The organism is Streptomyces sp. NBC_01317 (genome assembly GCF_035961655.1).
Taxonomy (GTDB): Bacteria; Actinomycetota; Actinomycetes; order Streptomycetales; family Streptomycetaceae; genus Streptomyces.
The window spans coordinates 2257071-2275000 of sequence record NZ_CP108393.1 but is presented as its reverse complement, the minus strand read 5'-3'; the positions used below and the strand labels follow the sequence as shown (position 1 = coordinate 2275000).

Sequence of the window (17930 nt, the reverse complement as noted above, 5' to 3'; positions counted from 1 at the left end):
GGTATAGTAGCGCGCTCAAGACCCGAAGCGGAGTGATCTAGCCATGGGCAGGTTGAAGCGGCTGTAAGAGGTCGTGGAGGACCGAACCCACCAGGGTTGAAAACCTGGGGGATGACCTGTGGTTAGGGGTGAAAGGCCAATCAAACTCCGTGATAGCTGGTTCTCCCCGAAATGCATTTAGGTGCAGCGTCGTGTGTTTCTTGCCGGAGGTAGAGCACTGGATAGGCGATGGGCCCTACCGGGTTACTGACCTTAGCCAAACTCCGAATGCCGGTAAGTGAGAGCGCGGCAGTGAGACTGTGGGGGATAAGCTCCATGGTCGAGAGGGAAACAGCCCAGAGCATCGACTAAGGCCCCTAAGCGTACGCTAAGTGGGAAAGGATGTGGAGTCGCAGAGACAACCAGGAGGTTGGCTTAGAAGCAGCCACCCTTTAAAGAGTGCGTAATAGCTCACTGGTCAAGTGATTCCGCGCCGACAATGTAGCGGGGCTCAAGCGTACCGCCGAAGTCGTGTCATTCACATATATAGCCCCAACGGGTGTGTGGATGGGTAGGGGAGCGTCGTGTGCCGGGTGAAGCCGCAGCGGAAGCTAGTGGTGGACGGTTCACGAGTGAGAATGCAGGCATGAGTAGCGATACACACGTGAGAAACGTGTGCGCCGATTGACTAAGGGTTCCTGGGTCAAGCTGATCTGCCCAGGGTAAGTCGGGACCTAAGGCGAGGCCGACAGGCGTAGTCGATGGACAACCGGTTGATATTCCGGTACCCGCTTTGAAACGCCCAGTATCGAATCCATTAATGCTAAGGCCGTGAAGCCGTCCTGGAGCCTTCGGGCAAAGGGGAGTGGTGGAGCCGTCGAACCAAGGTGGTAGTAGGTAAGCGATGGGGTGACGCAGGAAGGTAGTCCAGCCCGGGCGGTGGTAGTCCCGGGGTAAGGGTGTAGGGCGTGTGATAGGCAAATCCGTCACACATGAGTCTGAGACCTGATGCCGAGCCGATTGTGGTGAAGTGGATGATCCTATGCTGTCGAGAAAAGCCTCTAGCGAGTTTCATGGCGGCCCGTACCCTAAACCGACTCAGGTGGTCTGGTAGAGAATACCGAGGCGTTCGGGTGAACTATGGTTAAGGAACTCGGCAAAATGCCCCCGTAACTTCGGGAGAAGGGGGGCCATCTTGGGTGACGGAATTTACTTCCTGAGCTTGGGGTGGCCGCAGAGACCAGCGAGAAGCGACTGTTTACTAAAAACACAGGTCCGTGCGAAGCCGTAAGGCGATGTATACGGACTGACGCCTGCCCGGTGCTGGAACGTTAAGGGGACCGGTTAGTCACATTTCGGTGTGGCGAGGCTGAGAACTTAAGCGCCAGTAAACGGCGGTGGTAACTATAACCATCCTAAGGTAGCGAAATTCCTTGTCGGGTAAGTTCCGACCTGCACGAATGGCGTAACGACTTCTCGACTGTCTCAACCATAGGCCCGGTGAAATTGCACTACGAGTAAAGATGCTCGTTTCGCGCAGCAGGACGGAAAGACCCCGGGACCTTTACTATAGTTTGATATTGGTGTTCGGTTCGGCTTGTGTAGGATAGGTGGGAGACTGTGAAGCTTGGACGCCAGTTCAGGTGGAGTCGTCGTTGAAATACCACTCTGGTCGTGCTGGATGTCTAACCTGGGTCCGTGATCCGGATCAGGGACAGTGTCTGATGGGTAGTTTAACTGGGGCGGTTGCCTCCTAAAGAGTAACGGAGGCGCCCAAAGGTTCCCTCAGCCTGGTTGGTAATCAGGTGTTGAGTGTAAGTGCACAAGGGAGCTTGACTGTGAGACCGACGGGTCGAGCAGGGACGAAAGTCGGGACTAGTGATCCGGCGGTGGCTTGTGGAAGCGCCGTCGCTCAACGGATAAAAGGTACCCCGGGGATAACAGGCTGATCTTCCCCAAGAGTCCATATCGACGGGATGGTTTGGCACCTCGATGTCGGCTCGTCGCATCCTGGGGCTGGAGTCGGTCCCAAGGGTTGGGCTGTTCGCCCATTAAAGCGGTACGCGAGCTGGGTTTAGAACGTCGTGAGACAGTTCGGTCCCTATCCGCTGTGCGCGTAGGAGTTTTGAGAAGGGCTGTCCCTAGTACGAGAGGACCGGGACGGACGAACCTCTGGTGTGCCAGTTGTTCTGCCAAGGGCATGGCTGGTTGGCTACGTTCGGGAGGGATAACCGCTGAAAGCATCTAAGCGGGAAGCCTGCTTCGAGATGAGAACTCCCACCCCCTTGAGGGGTTAAGGCTCCCAGTAGACGACTGGGTTGATAGGCCAGATGTGGAAGACCGGTAACGGTCGAAGCTGACTGGTACTAATAGGCCGAGGGCTTGTCCTCAGTTGCTCGCGTCCACTGTGTTAGTTCTGAAGTAACGAAGAGCCGTGTTGTCATCCAGCTTTTCGATGTCTTCATAGTGTTTCGGTGGTCATTGCGTGAGGGAAACGCCCGGTTACATTCCGAACCCGGAAGCTAAGCCTCGTAGCGCCGATGGTACTGCAGGGGGGACCCTGTGGGAGAGTAGGACGCCGCCGAACAATCTTTGCAGGAATTGCCCCGCGCCTCATGGTGCGGGGCAATTCTTCAAGCCCCAATAGCTCAGTCGGTAGAGCGTCTCCATGGTAAGGAGAAGGTCTGCGGTTCGATTCCGCATTGGGGCTCCATGTTGGAAAAGACGGCCCCCGCCTCTGGCGGGGGCCTTCTTTGCGTTGTGCCCGTGGTGAGGCCGGCCGGGTGGGTCCAGGTGAACGTGAGGTGTCCGGGCGGCGTACAACCCTTGAGGCCCGGTGCTGGTCTTGTTGGTGCCGAGCGCGTGAGAATCGCGGCCAACCGCTCGCCATCCCAAGGGGTTTGCCTTGTCCTCCCATAGATCGCACCTGTCCGCCGCCGCTGTCGCCGCCGTCGTCATCGCCGTGACGGGGGCCGCGCCCGCGGTGTCGTACGCCGAAGACAACCCCGCCGGCGCCCGGGTCCTCGACGCCTCGGTGTCCACGCGGGCCGACTTCGACGGTGACGGATACCCCGACGTGGCGATCGCCGCCCCGGGTGGCACCGTCAACGGCCAGGCCGGCGCCGGGTACCTCGCCGTTGTGTACGGCATGGCCGACGGCCCCGACGGCGTCAAGCGACAGATCATCAGTCAGGACCGCTACGCGATCCCCGGCACCTCGGAGGCCGGCGACGGCTTCGGCACCCACCTCACGGCTGCCGACCTGGACGACGACGGGTTCACCGACCTGATCGTCGGCACCCCCGGCGAGGACATCGGCAGCACGCCGGACGTCGGGCTGCACACCGTCCTCTGGGGAGGCGTGGGCGGGCTCGCCACCGCCGCCAACATCGGCGAGGGCCGGGCGGAGACCCGCGCCGGAGACTTCGACGGGGACGGACACCTGGACCTGGCGACGGCCTATCAGACGCGGTACGGGCCTTTCACCCGCGACGGCGGCGCGGCCCGCACCGGACCCCTCGTCGACGTGGACGTCCCCGTGTACGCGATGGAAGCCGGTGACGTGGACGGCGACGGTACGACCGACCTCGTGGTCAGCAGTGGTTCCTGGGACTCGGACGGCGGCGGGACGGCCCCGCCGCCCCGGCTGCGGCTGTTCAAGGGTACGGAGAACGGCCTGGTGGCAGGGGAGTTCATCGCTTCCCCCGACACCGCGTCCGTGGACAGCATCGCCCTCGGCGACGTCGACGTCGACGGCCGGCAGGATGTCGTCTTCGGCCGCCCGACGGCAGCGGGAGGCGGTCTGGTGGGTGTGGTGCGGGGCACGGCGAGTGGGCTCGCGCCGCGCGCCACCCTCATCGGCCAGGACACCGCCGACGTCCCCGGGACGGGGGAGAGCGGCGACCGCTTCGGCACCGACGTCTCCGTCGGTGATGTCACCGGCGACGGTTACGCGGACGTGGTCGCCGGGGTCCCCGGCGAGGACCTGGGCGCGGTGACCGACGCGGGCAACTTCACCGTCCTGCGGGGAAGCGCGGCCGGGGTCACCGGCACCGGCGCCCAGTCGTTCAGCCAGGACACGGCCGGGGTGCCCGGCGCGGCCGAGAACGGTGACCGGTTCGGCACCCGTACCGCCGTCGTCGGTACGTACGTCGCCGTCGGTGCGCCCGCGGAGAACAGCGGCAACGGGTCCGTGTGGGTCTTCCCCGGCACCGCCTCCGGTCTCACCGCGACCGGTTCCGTGTCCTTCGGTCCCGGGACGCTCGCCGCACCCCTCACCGGCGCGCGTTTCGGGTCCGCGTTCCACCACTGACCGTAGCCTCGCGTCCGGCCGCGGGTCATCGTGCCTGCGGCCGGGCCGAACACGCCCTAGGCCAGGTGCGGTTCCGGGATGCGGAGGGTCAGGATCGCCATGTCGTCCGAGGCCGGTTCCGCCGCGAAACGCTCCACCGCGCGCAGGATGCGCGACGCGACCGCGCCCGCCGTGAGGCCCGTACAGGTGGCCAGGACGTCCGCCAGGCCGTCGTCGCCCAACATCCTTGTGCCCTCGCGGCGTTCGGTGACGCCGTCCGTGACGCAGAGCAGGACGTCCCCCGGATCGAGGGTGATCACCTGTTCGTACAGCTCCAGATCCTCCATGACACCGAGCAACGGCTGTGGTTCCGCCGCCGGTTCGACCGTGCCGTCGGGGCGCAGGCGCAACGGGAGGGGGTGGCCGGCACAGACGATCTTGAGGACCGCGCTGCCGTCCTCCTGGGGCCACAACTCCCCGTAGAGCAGGGTGAGGAAGCGGCTGCGGGCGCCCTCGTCGAGGATGGCGGTGTTCAGCCGTTCCAGTACGGCGGGTCCCGCGAAGCCCTCGCGGGCGAGCAAGCGCAGGGCATGGCGGGCGAGGCCGGTGACGGCCGCGGCCTCGGGGCCCGTACCGCAGACGTCGCCGATGGCGAAGCCGTACGCGCCGTCCCGGATGGGGAACAGGTCGTAGAAGTCGCCGCCCACCTCGTTGCCCTCGCCGGCCGCGCGGTAGATGACCTCGACCTCGACGCCGGGGATCTGGGGGAGGCCCGGGGGCAGCAGGCTGCGTTGCAGGGCCTGGCTGATCGCGGTGCGCTCGGAGTAGAGGCGGGCGTTGTCCAGGGCGAGGGCGGCCCGGCGGGAGAGGTCTTCGGCGAGTTCGAGGATCTCCTGGCGGAAGTGGTCGTCGGAGGGCTTGCCGAGGGTCAGCATGCCGATGACGCGGTTACGGGCCACCAGGGGCAGGACCACGGTCTCGCCGCCGACGGCGGCCGCGGTCGCGAGGGTCGTGCCGATGCCGGAGGAGACCGGTGCGGAGCCGCCGCCCAGCTCCCGCATCGAGGTGCGGAGGGCCGCTTCGTGGGCCGCCGCGGCGGGGGCGGTCCAGACGCGGGCGCCGGGGGTGGGGACCGGTTCTGGCGGGTCGATCTTGGCGAGGAGGGCCTTGAGGCCGTCGATGCGTTCCTCGTCCTCGTGCAGGACGTAGGAGAGGTACGGGTCGGAGGACTGGTCGGCGATGGTGTAGACGGCGCACCAGGTGGCGAGGGTGGGGACGGTCATCTGGGCCATGAGGGCGAGGGTCTGGTCGCGGTCCAGGGTGCCGGCGAGCAGGTCGGAGGCCTCGACGAGGAAGGACAGGGAGCCTCGGCGGAGGCGTTCGAGTTCGCCGAGGCGGGCCGATTCGACGGCCAGAGCGATGCGGTCGGCGGCGAACTGGAGGCGCAGTGCCTCTTCGTTCGAGTAGCGGCCCGCGGCTTCGGCGGCGACGCCGAGGGAGCCGGTGAGGCGGCCCTCGACCTTGAGGGGGACGGTGACGACGGAGCGCATGCCGGTGCCGCCGAGGAGCGGGACGGCCCCGGGGACGGCGATGAGGTCCTCGTGGACGGCCGGCATGCGGGCGGAGCCGTACCGGCCCGTGCCGGCCTCCACGGGGACGCGGGCGAAGCGCTGGCGGGCGGAGGGCAGGCCGGTGCTGGCGCGTACTTCCAGTTCTGTCTCGTCGTCGGTGGCGAGCAGGAGGAAGGCGGAGTCGCCGTCGAGCATGTCGCGGGCGCGTTCGACGGTGCGCTGGAGGAGCCCGTCGAGGTCGTCGGGGGCGGGGGAGCCGATGAAGACCTCGAAGGGGTCGGCCGCGCGGTTCTCGGAGCCCGCCTCCGTGGAGGGGGCTCGGGGCGGGGTCTGGATGACCGCGCGCTCGTAGTCCCGTACGAGGAGGCAGACCGTGGACGGTTCGCCGTGGGTGTCGCGGACCCTGAGGTGGGAGGCGTAGACGGCGATCACCCGGCCGTCGGCGACGCGCATGCCGTAGCTGCCCTCCCAGCGGGAGAGCCGGAGGGCTTCGGCGATGCCGGTGCCGAGGCCGGGGGTGTGCGGCCAGGCCGCGAAGTCGGTGAGGGGTTTGCCGACGACCTTCTCGGCGGGGTGTCCGAAGAGCTGTTCTGCGTCCTCGTTCCAGCCGGCGACGGTGCCTGTGGCGTCGATCTGGACGACGGCGACCCGCACGCGTTCGTCGGCGACGGGGAGCATGCTGGTGGGGAGGACGGGGCCGGCGGAGCGGGTGCCGATCGCGCGTTCGGGAAGGTCGAGCTGGAACCAGACCTGTTTGTACGTGGGCGTGTATTCGACGCCCCAGCGGGAGGCGAGGGCCGCGCAGAGGAGCAGTCCCCGGCCGTTCTCGCTGTCGGTGCTGGCGAACGCGTGTCCTGTGCCCTGTATGGGCACCTCGCGCTCGGGGTAGCGGTCGGCGACCTCGACGCGGACCCCGTCTTCCGTACGGAGGCAGAGGACATCGGCGGAGGTACCGGCATGGACCACGGCGTTGGTGACGAGTTCGCTGGTGAGAACGACCGCGTCGTCCACGACGTCGGAGTATCCCCAGCCCTGGAGGGTGTCGCGGACAAAGGCGCGGGCGATCGCGACGGACCGCCCGACCGGTTCGAAGGTGGCAGCCGCCCGGGCGGTGATCACAGAACTCCTCGTACGCGTGTCGATACCCGGCTCCGCCATGATCGGCCCCGCCCCTCCAGGTGCCCGGTGGTAGTACCTTCGCCACACCACCCCCGCCGGGCGGACCGGGGCGGTTGGACAGCCGGATGCCAGGTTACTTACCTTCACGGTCCGAGCGGATGCCGGTTGCAACTGTTTCCGTCCCCCGGTTGCGGGGACCCTATGCGAAGCTGCCGATCTGTTATGGCCTGGTTGGGCCGGGGTGAAACACTGGGCAGGCTCTTGGAGACAGCCCGGGCAGTACGTTCGAACCCTGCGGGAGGGACACGGTGGAGTCTGGCGTGGCGGCGCGTGGCGTGAACACGCGCGCAAAAGGCGGACGGTCCCGGAACAACGGGACCACCGAGGTGGACTCGGCGGAGCTGAACAGACTGCTGGCCGCCCTGGTGGCGATGCGTGACGGCAACTTCCGTAAGAGGCTGACGGTCTCCGGTGACGACGAGATGGCGGAGATCGCCGCCGTCTTCAACGAGGTCGCGGACCGGAATCTGCATCTGACCGGTGAGCTGGCGCGGGTGCGGCGCATGGTGGGGCGTGAGGGAAAACTCACGGAGCGCCTGGAGACCGGGGCCTGTGAGGGGTCCTGGGCGACGGCCATCGACGCGTCGAACGCGCTGGTGGACGACTTGGCGCGGCCGGTCTCCGAGGTGGGCCGGGTGCTGTCGGCGGTGGCCGAGGGTGACCTGGAGCAGCGCATGGAGCTGCGCTCGCAGTCCGAGGACGGGGCGGAGCGGCCGCTGCGCGGCGAGTTCCTCAAGGTGGCCCGTACGGTCAACAACCTGGTCGACCAGCTGTCCGCGTTCACCGACGAGGTGACGCGGGTCGCGCTGGAGGTCGGTACGGAGGGCAAGCTCGGCGGCCAGGCCAAGGTGCGCGGTATGTCCGGGTCCTGGAAGGACCTCACGGATTCCGTCAACACGATGGCGTACCGGTTGACCGCCCAGGTGCGTGACATTGCTCTCGTCACGACGGCCGTGGCCAAGGGGGATCTGTCCCGCAAGGTCACGGTGCACGTGGCGGGCGAGATGCTCCAGCTCAAGAACACCGTCAACACGATGGTGGACCAGCTGTCGTCGTTCTCCTCCGAGGTCACGCGCGTGGCACGGGAGGTCGGCACCGAGGGTGAGCTGGGCGGTCAGGCGACCGTGCCGGGGGTGGCGGGGGTCTGGAAGGACCTCACCGACTCGGTGAACACGATGGCGGGGAACCTGACCAACCAGGTGCGGGGCATCGCCGAGGTCACCACGGCTGTCGCGAACGGTGATCTGTCGCAGAAGGTGACGGTGAGCGCGCGCGGTGAGGTGGCGCAGCTCGCCGAGACGATCAACCAGATGACGGAGACGCTCCGTACGTTCGCGGACGAAGTGACGCGGGTGGCGAGCGAGGTCGGTGCCTCGGGTGTGCTGGGCGGCCAGGCGCAGGTGCCGGGGGCCGCCGGGACGTGGAAGGACCTGACGGACTCGGTCAACACGGTCTTCCGGAACCTGACGACGCAGGTGCGGGACATCGCGCAGGTGACGACGGCCGTGGCCAACGGTGACCTGTCGCAGAAGGTCACGGTCGATGTCGCGGGCGAGATGCTGGAGCTGAAGAACACCGTCAACACGATGGTCGACCAGCTCCAGTCGTTCGGTTCCGAGGTGACGCGGGTCGCGCGGGAGGTCGGTGTCGAGGGCCGTCTCGGCGGCCAGGCCGAGGTGCCCGGGGCGGCGGGGACGTGGAAGGACCTGACGGACTCGGTGAACACCGCGTTCCGTAACCTCACCGGCCAGGTGCGGGACATCGCGCAGGTGACGACGGCGGTCGCGAACGGTGACCTGTCGCAGAAGGTCACGGTCAACGTGGCCGGCGAGATGCTCGAACTGAAGAACACCGTGAACACGATGGTGTCGCAGCTGTCCTCGTTCGCCGACCAGGTGACGCGGATGGCGCGGGACGTGGGCACGGAGGGCCGCCTCGGCGGCCAGGCGCGGGTGGACGGCGTCAGCGGTACGTGGAAGGAGTTGACGGACTCCGTCAACTTCATGGCCGGGAACCTGACCGACCAGGTGCGCCAGATCGCGCAGGTGACCACGGCGGTCGCGCGGGGCGACCTGTCGCAGAAGATCGACGTGGACGCCCGGGGCGAGATCCTGGAGCTCAAGAACACCATCAACACGATGGTGGACCAGCTGTCGGCCTTCGCTGAGCAGGTCACGCGGGTCGCCCGCGAGGTGGGGACGGACGGCCGGCTCGGCGGTCAGGCGCAGGTGCCGGGTGTCGCCGGTGTGTGGCGTGACCTGACGGATTCCGTGAACGGGATGGCGGGGAACCTGACCGCCCAGGTCCGTAACATCGCGCAGGTCGCCACGGCGGTGGCGCGCGGCGACCTGTCGCAGAAGATCGACGTGGACGCGCGCGGCGAGATCCTGGAGCTGAAGAACACCCTCAACACGATGGTGGACCAGCTGTCGAACTTCGCCGAGCAGGTCACGAGGGTGGCCCGCGAGGTGGGCACCGAGGGCATGCTCGGCGGCCAGGCCGAGGTCCAGGGAGTGTCCGGTACGTGGAAGGATCTCACCCAGTCCGTCAACTTCATGGCGAACAACCTGACCTCGCAGGTGCGCAACATCGCCGAGGTCACGACGGCGGTCGCCAAGGGCGATCTGTCGAAGAAGATCACCGTCGACGCCAAGGGCGAGATCCTCGACCTGGTCACGACCGTCAACACCATGGTCGACCAGCTGCTGAACTTCGCGGACGAGGTCACCCGGGTCGCCCGTGAGGTGGGTACGGAGGGCATCCTCGGCGGTCAGGCCCGGGTCCGGGGGGTCACCGGGATCTGGAAGGACCTCAGCGACAACGTCAACACGATGGCCAACAACCTGACCAGTCAGGTGCGGAACATCTCGCGGGTCTCCTCGGCGGTGGCCAACGGTGACCTGACGAAGAAGGTGACGGTCGAGGCGCGCGGCGAGGTCGCGGAGCTGGCCGACACCGTCAACACGATGGTGACGACTCTGTCGTCCTTCGCGGACGAGGTGACCCGCGTCGCCCGCGAGGTGGGTACGGAGGGTGAGCTGGGCGGCCAGGCGAGGGTGCCGGGTGTCTCCGGTACGTGGAAGGACCTGACCGAGTCGGTGAACTCGATGGCCGACAACCTGACCGGCCAGGTGCGGCAGATCGCCACGGTCACCACCGCCATCGCCAAGGGCGATCTCACCAAGAAGATCGACATCGACGCCCGGGGCGAGATCCTGGAGCTGAAGAACACGATCAACACGATGGTGGACCAGCTGTCGTCGTTCGCCGACCAGGTGACGCGGGTGGCGCGCGAGGTGGGTACGGACGGGCAGTTGGGCGGCCAGGCCCGGGTCCGGGACGTCGACGGCACGTGGCGTGACCTCACCGAGTCGGTGAACGAGATGGCCGGGAACCTGACACGTCAGGTGCGGGCGATCGCCGGGGTGGCCACGGCGGTGACCCGTGGTGACCTCAGCCTCAAGATCGACGTGGACGCGGCGGGCGAGATCCAGGTCCTCCAGGACAACATCAACACGATGATCGCCAACCTGCGCGACACGACCCTCGCCAACGAGGAGCAGGACTGGCTCAAGGGCAACCTCGCCCGGATCTCCGGACTGATGCAGGGCCGCCGCGACCTGGACGACGTCGCCTCGCTGATCATGAGCGAGCTGACCCCCGCCGTCTCGGCGCAGCACGGCGCGTTCTTCCTCGCGATGCAGACCGGCGGAGCGCCCCAGGTGGGGTCGGAGGCCGTCAGGGACAGTTCGTACGAGCTGTGCATGCGCGGCAGTTACGGCTACTCGGCGGGCGCGATGCCCACGGCCTTCCGGCCGGGCGAGACGCTCATCGGCACGGCCGCCGAGGAGAAGCGCACGATCCAGGTCAACGTGCCGCCGGGCTATCTCAAGATCTCGTCCGGGCTCGGCGAGGCGTCGCCGGCGCATGTGATCGTGCTGCCGGTGCTCTTCGAGGGGAAGGTCCTCGGGGTGATCGAGCTGGCGTCGTTCCAGCCGTTCACCCAGATCCAGCGGGACTTCCTGAACCAGATCGCCGAGATGATCGCGACGAGCGTCAACACGATCAGCGTCAACTCCAAGACGGAGGTGCTCCTCAAGCAGTCGCAGGAGCTGACGGAGCAACTGCGGGAGCGGTCGGCGGAGCTGGAGAACCGGCAGAAGGCGCTCCAGGAGTCCAACGCGGAGCTGGAGGAGAAGGCCGAGCTGCTGGCCCGGCAGAACCGCGACATCGAGGTGAAGAACACCGAGATCGAAGAGGCCAGGCAGGTGCTGGAGGAGCGGGCCGAGCAGCTCGCCGTCTCGATGCGCTACAAGTCCGAGTTCCTGGCGAACATGTCGCACGAGCTGCGTACCCCGCTCAACTCGCTGCTCATCCTCGCCAAGCTGCTCGCGGACAACGCGGAGACGAACCTGTCGCCGAAGCAGGTGGAGTTCGCGGAGACGATCCACGGCGCGGGCTCCGACCTGCTCCAGCTGATCAACGACATCCTCGACCTGTCGAAGGTCGAGGCGGGCAAGATGGACGTCAGCCCGACCCGGATCGCGCTGGTCCAGCTGGTCGACTACGTGGAGGCGACCTTCCGTCCGCTGACCGCGGAGAAGGGGCTCGACTTCTCGGTGCGGGTCTCGCCGGAGCTGCCGGCCACGCTGCACACCGACGAGCAGCGGCTGTTGCAGGTGCTGCGCAACCTGCTGTCGAACGCGGTGAAGTTCACCGACAGCGGCGCCGTGGAGCTGGTGATCCGGCCGGCCGGTTCCGACGTGCCGGACGCCATCAGGGAGCAGCTGCTGGAGGCCGGTTCGCTGCGGGACCCGGACGGGGACCTGATCGCTTTCTCCGTCACGGACACCGGGATCGGGATCGCGGCGGGCAAGATGCGGGTGATCTTCGAGGCGTTCAAGCAGGCGGACGGCACGACCAGCCGCAAGTACGGCGGTACGGGCCTCGGTCTGTCGATCAGCCGGGAGATCGCGCGGCTGCTGGGCGGGGAGATCCACGCGGCGAGCGAGCCGGGGCGCGGCTCGACGTTCACGCTGTACCTGCCGCTGCACCCCAGCGAACTGCCCCCGCAGGGCTATCCGCAGCTGACCCCGGCGGGCATGGACCCGCAGTCGACGCCGGTCTCGATCGCGTCCGCCGCGGCGGAGACGGTCGGGATGGTGCGCCCCGACAGCGGCCCGCTGTCCCCGGACATGTCGGGGCCCGCCGCGCTGTTCCGCCGCCGCCGCAAGAACGCGGAGGAGGAGGCGCAGGGCCGGGCGACCGGACAGAGCTACCCGGCGCCTTCGGGGGTCCCGATCGGCCGGGCGGAGACCTGGGCCTCGGGAGCCGCCGGCACGGGCCGGCAGGAGGCGGCGCCGCCGCGCCGCACGTTCGCCTTCACGCACGAGAAGGTGCTGATCGTGGACGACGACATCCGTAACGTCTTCGCGCTGACCAGTGTGTTGGAGCAGCACGGGCTGACGGTGCTGTACGCGGAGAACGGCCGGGAGGGCATCGAAGTCCTGGAGCAGCACGACGACGTGACGGTCGTGCTGATGGACATCATGATGCCGGAGATGGACGGGTACGCGACGACGACGGCGATCCGCAGGATGCCCCAGTTCGCGGGTCTGCCGATCATCGCGCTCACGGCCAAGGCCATGAAGGGCGACCGGGAGAAGGCCATCGAATCGGGCGCTTCCGACTATGTGACGAAGCCGGTCGACCCGGATCATCTGCTGTCGGTGATGGATCAGTGGATGCACAACAAGTGATCAATGTGTGCACGATTCGCCAGGATGTCCTGCGCGACTGTGCCTGGCGGCGTGTGAGGGCGCACTATGCGGGGAACCTTCTGGTCTTCCGTGACGTTTCAGATTCGTGCACAGTGACATCACGGTGACAGGGTGTGGCGACGGGCGGGGTGCGGCTACCATGACCGGCACAAGGACGGACGGCGTAGCGGAGACGTCCCCTGGGACGGCGCCCGGTGCTGTTCCGAGCTCCACGAGCAGGGGACGCCCCATGCCGGGGCGAGGAGGGCGGGCGGCCATGGTGCAGAAGGCCAAGATCCTCCTGGTCGATGACCGGCCGGAGAATCTGCTGGCGCTGGAGGCCATTCTCTCGGCGCTCGATCAGACGCTGGTGCGGGCATCGTCAGGGGAGGAAGCGCTCAAGGCGCTTCTGACGGACGACTTCGCGGTCATTCTGCTGGACGTCCAGATGCCGGGGATGGACGGATTCGAGACCGCCGCGCACATCAAGCGCCGGGAGCGGACCAGGGACATCCCGATCATCTTCCTCACGGCGATCAACCACGGCCCGCACCACACCTTCCGGGGATACGCGGCGGGCGCGGTGGACTACATCTCGAAGCCGTTCGACCCCTGGGTGCTGCGCGCCAAGGTGTCCGTGTTCGTCGAGCTGTACATGAAGAACTGCCAGTTGAAGGAGCAGGCCGAGCTGCTCAGACGGCAGCTCGCCGGGGCGGGCGAGGTCAGGGAGCCCGGCGGGGTGCTGGCCGAACTGTCCGCGCGGCTCGCCGCCGTCGAGGAACAGGCGGAAGCCCTCTCCAAACAGCTGGACGACGACTCCGCCGACGCGTCCGCCGTGGCGACCGCGGCGCACCTGGAGCGCAAACTCACCGGCCTGCGGCGGGCGCTGGACGCGCTGGAGCCCGGCGCCGGAAGCGGTCCCGCCGCGCTCCCCTCACAGAACTGACCTGCGCCGTCCGGCTCGTACGGCGGCTGAGGGCGTGTCAGATGCCGTACGGGCCCGGCCCCGCGGCCCGGCCGACACGATCGGGTGAAGCGGTGGGCACACGTGTCCGCGGGCGTCCACACCGGTAACCTCACCACCATGGCCTCACGTACGTCCGGCAAGGGCTCCCAGGACACGGCGGGCACCGCGAAGCCGCGCGCCGGCCGTACGACCGGCGCCGCGAAGGCGGCGCCCGCGAAGAAGACGGCGGCGAAGAAGCCCGCCGCGAAGAACCCCCCGCCCTCCAAGAAGGCGCCGGCGAAGAAGGCTGCCGCGAAGAAGGCGGCCGCCCGGCCCGTTCCCAAACCCGCGCCGTCCCCCACAGGGGGCGTGTTCTGGCTCGTACGGACCCTCTGGCTCGGCGCGGCCCACGGGGTCGGGGCGGTCTTCCGCGGCATAGGGCGCGGCGCGAAGGGGCTCGACCCGGCCCATCGCAAGGACGGGGTGGCGCTGCTGCTCCTCGGTATCTCCCTCGTCATCGCGGCCGGTACGTGGTCGAACCTGCAAGGTCCGGTCGGCGACCTGGTCGAGATGCTCGTCACCGGCGCCTTCGGCCGCCTGGACCTGCTCGTACCGATACTGCTGGGCGCCGTCGCCGTGCGGCTGATCCTGTACCCGGAGCGGCCCGAGGCCAACGGTCGGATCGTCATCGGGCTGTCCGCCCTCGTCCTCGGGGTGCTCGGTCTGGTCCACATCGCGTGTGGCGCGCCGGGCCGCGGCGAGGGCACCGAGGCGATGCAGGACGCGGGCGGGCTCATCGGCTGGGCCGCCTCCAAGCCGCTGATCTTCACCATGGGCGAGGTCCTCGCCGTACCGCTGCTCCTGCTGCTCACCGTTTTCGGCCTGCTGGTCGTCACCGCCACCCCCGTGAACGCCATCCCGCAGCGGCTGCGGCTGCTCGGGGCCCGGCTGGGGATCGTCGACCCGCCGCCCCCGGCGGTGGTGGAGGACCTCGGCGACGGGGAGTACGAGGACGACGAGCGGTACGAGGACCAGTGGCGCGAGGCGCTGCCGCCCGGGGCACGCGGGGCGGGCGCGCGCCGGAGCGCGCCGGTCGCGCACGACCCGCACCGGGCCGAGGCCGAGGCGCTCTCCCGCCGCCGGCGACGCCGGGGCGCGGGGGAGAACGGGCTGGGGCGGCCCATGGACGCCGTCGACGTGGCCGCCGCCGCGGCGGCGGCGCTGGACGGGGCCGTCCTCAACGGGATGCCGCCCTCACCGCTCGTCGCGGACCTCACCCAGGGCGTCTCGGTGACCGGCGCACGCCGGCGCGGGCAGCGGTCAGGGGAGGACGAGCGGGGCGCCGACGACGTACGCGAAGGTCAGGACGTACGCGACGGGCAGGACGCGCGCGACGAGGAGGGCCAGGACGCTCAGGACGGGCCCCGGGACGGGTCCCCGGACCCCGCCGAGGGGGAGGCCCCCGCCGAGCGCTCCGTGCCCGTACCGACGGCGCGTGCCGGCCGGCGGCCGCTCCCGGTCGTCGCCGACCTGACCAAGCCCGCCCCCGCCGAGGACCGGCCGCTGCCGCCCCGCGCCGAACAGCTCCAGCTCCGCGGGGACATCACGTACGCGCTGCCCTCGCTCGACCTGCTGGAGCGCGGCGGCCCCGGCAAGACCCGCAGCGCCGCCAACGACGCCGTGGTCCACTCCCTCACCAACGTCTTCATGGAGTTCAAGGTCGACGCGACCGTCACCGGCTTCACCCGGGGCCCGACCGTCACCCGTTACGAGGTCCAGCTCGGCCCCGCCGTGAAGGTCGAGCGCATCACGGCACTCGCCAAGAACATCGCCTACGCCGTCGCCAGCCCCGACGTGCGGATCATCTCCCCGATTCCCGGCAAGTCGGCGGTCGGCATCGAGATCCCGAACTCCGACCGCGAGATGGTCAACCTGGGCGACGTGCTGCGCCTCGCGGACGCCGCGGAGGACGACCACCCGATGCTCGTGGCGCTCGGCAAGGACGTCGAGGGCGGCTACGTGATGTCGAACCTCACCAAGATGCCCCACCTGCTCGTCGCCGGTGCCACCGGCTCCGGAAAGTCCTCCTGCATCAACGGCCTGATCACGTCGGTCATGGTCCGGGCGACCCCCGAGGACGTCCGGATGGTCCTGGTCGACCCCAAGCGCGTCGAGCTGACCGCGTACGAGGGCATCCCGCACCTGATCACGCCCATCATCACCAACCCCAAGCGGGCCGCCGAGGCGCTCCAGTGGGTCGTACGGGAAATGGACCTGCGGTACGACGACCTCGCCGCGTACGGCTACCGGCACATCGACGACTTCAACGCGGCGGTCCGGGCGGGCAAGATCAAACTGCCCGAGGGCAGCGAGCGCGAGCTGTCGCCGTACCCGTACCTCCTGGTCATCGTGGACGAGCTGGCCGACCTGATGATGGTCGCGCCGCGAGACGTGGAGGACTCCATCGTCCGCATCACCCAGCTGGCCCGCGCCGCCGGCATTCATCTGGTGCTCGCCACCCAGCGGCCCTCGGTGGACGTCGTGACCGGTCTGATCAAGGCGAACGTGCCCTCGCGGCTGGCCTTCTCGACCTCCTCGCTGGCCGACAGCCGGGTCATCCTCGACCAGCCGGGCGCCGAGAAGCTGATCGGCAAGGGGGACGGGCTCTACCTGCCGATGGGCGCCAACAAGCCCACCCGTATGCAGGGCGCCTTCGTGACCGAGGACGAGGTCGCGGCGATCGTCCAGCACTGCAAGGATCAGATGGCACCGGTCTTCCGCGAGGACGTCGTGGTCGGCGCGGCGAAGAAGAAGGACATCGACGAGGACATCGGCGACGATCTCGACCTGCTGTGCCAGGCGGCCGAGCTGGTCGTGTCGACGCAGTTCGGCTCGACCTCGATGCTCCAGCGAAAACTGCGTGTCGGATTTGCCAAGGCGGGCAGGCTCATGGATCTGATGGAGTCTCGGAACATCGTCGGCCCCAGCGAGGGTTCCAAAGCGCGCGATGTCCTGGTGAAGGCGGACGAACTGGATGGCGTGCTCGCCGTGATCCGCGGGGAGTCCGTTGTGTAGGGCCGTACCGTACCGACCTCCAAGGACGCCTCGCGGACCCCTGTGGGGCTTCACAGTGAATTTCGGAGGGAAATGGAACGCAACCGTTTCCCCTGGCCACACGTCAAGTTGGAGTGAGGGAGTGCATGATGTCCCTCACTCCGCCACTCAGACGCCGCGAGGCCATTCTGATGGCGTACAAAGTGCATCCGCCCGGTTGCCCCACCCTTTCGTACCACCCATAGACTGAATGTCCAGCAGGTGGCTACACGCTCGAAAGGCGCCCCCGTGTCCATCGGCAACTCTCCCGACGGCAATGACCCCGACGGTACCTCCCCTCACGACGACCGGCCCACGATCGGTCAGATCCTCCAGCAGGCGCGCGTCGCCGCGGATCTGACGGTCGACGAGGTCAGCGGCTCGACCCGGGTGCGCATCCCCATCGTGCACGCGATCGAGCAGGACGACTTCTCCCGCAGCGGCGGCGACGTCTACGCCCGTGGGCACATCCGCATGCTCGCCCAGGCGGTCGGGATCGATCCCGCTCCCCTGATGGAGCGGTTCGACGCCGACCACGGCGGGCGCCCGGTGCCCACGCCGGCGGCTCCGCTGTTCGAAGCGGAACGGATCCGGCCGGAACGGCGCCGCCCGAACTGGACCGCCGCCATGGTCGCCGCGATCGTCGCGGTGGTCGGGTTCGTCGGTTTCACCGCGTTCAACGGCACCGAGAACAACGGCAAGACGAAGACGGCCGCCGAGGGCCCCAAGCCCGCCAAGACCAACGCCAAGCCCACGGCCACCAAGAGCGCCGACCCCAAGCCCGTCCCCTCGGACAGCGCCATCGCGGCGGCGCCGCGCGACAAGGTGACCGTCAAGCTGTCCGCCGTGGACGACAAGAGCTGGATCTCCGCCAAGGCGCACAACGGAAAACTGCTGTTCGACGGGCTCCTCCTCAAGGGTGAGTCGAAGACCTTCCAGGACGACGAGCAGATCGACCTGATCCTCGGCAACGCCGGGGCCACCGAGCTGTTCGTCAACGGCAAGAAGGTCAGCGACGCGTTCGAGTCCGGGCAGGTCGAGCGGCTCTCGTACACGCAGGGAGACCCCGAGGTCGGCTGACCCACCCTGCACGGCAGGGGCCGCGGCCGGGA

General features: G+C 68.2%; 6 protein-coding genes, 1 tRNA gene and 2 rRNA genes (1 of these 9 only partly in view). 8 read left to right on the top strand and 1 reads right to left on the bottom strand.

The annotated features are described in order from the left end of the window. The 4 genes from OG349_RS09420 to OG349_RS09405 form a co-directional block, all read left to right on the top strand. Positions 1–2369, top strand: a 23S ribosomal RNA gene (locus OG349_RS09420) (it extends 754 nt beyond the left edge of the window). A gap of 80 nt (positions 2370–2449) precedes the next feature. After that, positions 2450–2566: ribosomal RNA gene (gene rrf, locus OG349_RS09415) — 5S ribosomal RNA — on the top strand. A gap of 50 nt (positions 2567–2616) precedes the next feature. Next, a tRNA-Thr gene (locus tag OG349_RS09410) sits at positions 2617–2692 on the top strand. Between the two features lie 192 nt (positions 2693–2884). Then, on the top strand, positions 2885–4291 hold the full coding sequence (locus tag OG349_RS09405; RefSeq protein ID WP_327234189.1) for an FG-GAP and VCBS repeat-containing protein: 1407 nt from the start codon (positions 2885–2887) through the stop codon (positions 4289–4291). Between the two features lie 56 nt (positions 4292–4347). Here the strand turns inward: OG349_RS09405 and OG349_RS09400 are convergent, their stop codons facing one another. Further along, on the bottom strand, positions 4348–6999 hold the full coding sequence (locus tag OG349_RS09400) for a SpoIIE family protein phosphatase (RefSeq protein ID WP_327234188.1): 2652 nt from the start codon (positions 6997–6999) through the stop codon (positions 4348–4350). A gap of 269 nt (positions 7000–7268) precedes the next feature. On the opposite strand from OG349_RS09400, the gene OG349_RS09395 reads away from it, so the two are divergent. The 4 genes from OG349_RS09395 (at position 7269) to OG349_RS09380 (ending at position 17898) form a co-directional block, all read left to right on the top strand. After that, positions 7269–12779 carry a HAMP domain-containing protein gene (locus tag OG349_RS09395; RefSeq protein WP_327234187.1) on the top strand — a complete coding sequence of 1837 codons (5511 nt, stop codon included), beginning with the start codon at positions 7269–7271 and terminating at the stop codon, positions 12777–12779. Between the two features lie 277 nt (positions 12780–13056). Continuing rightward, the gene (locus OG349_RS09390) at positions 13057–13725 is read left to right on the top strand and encodes a response regulator (protein WP_161311384.1); all 669 of its coding nucleotides are present in this window, start codon (positions 13057–13059) and stop codon (positions 13723–13725) included. Between the two features lie 138 nt (positions 13726–13863). Beyond that, complete coding sequence (locus OG349_RS09385; protein WP_327234186.1) at positions 13864–16800, top strand: DNA translocase FtsK; 2937 nt, start codon at positions 13864–13866, stop codon at positions 16798–16800. Between the two features lie 267 nt (positions 16801–17067). Further along, positions 17068–17898, top strand: coding sequence for a helix-turn-helix domain-containing protein (locus OG349_RS09380; protein WP_327234185.1), 831 nt, complete (start codon positions 17068–17070; stop codon positions 17896–17898). Positions 17899–17930 lie beyond the last annotated feature (32 nt).

Bases quoted from the DNA above. Each gene is read 5' to 3' on its own strand.
- OG349_RS09390 (WP_161311384.1), top strand. From the start codon at position 13,057: ATGGTGCAGAAGGCCAAGATCCTCCTGGTCGATGACCGGCCGGAGAAT.
- OG349_RS09385 (WP_327234186.1), top strand. From the start codon at position 13,864: ATGGCCTCACGTACGTCCGGCAAGGGCTCCCAGGACACGGCGGGCACC.
- OG349_RS09400 (WP_327234188.1), bottom strand. From the start codon at position 6,999: ATGGCGGAGCCGGGTATCGACACGCGTACGAGGAGTTCTGTGATCACC.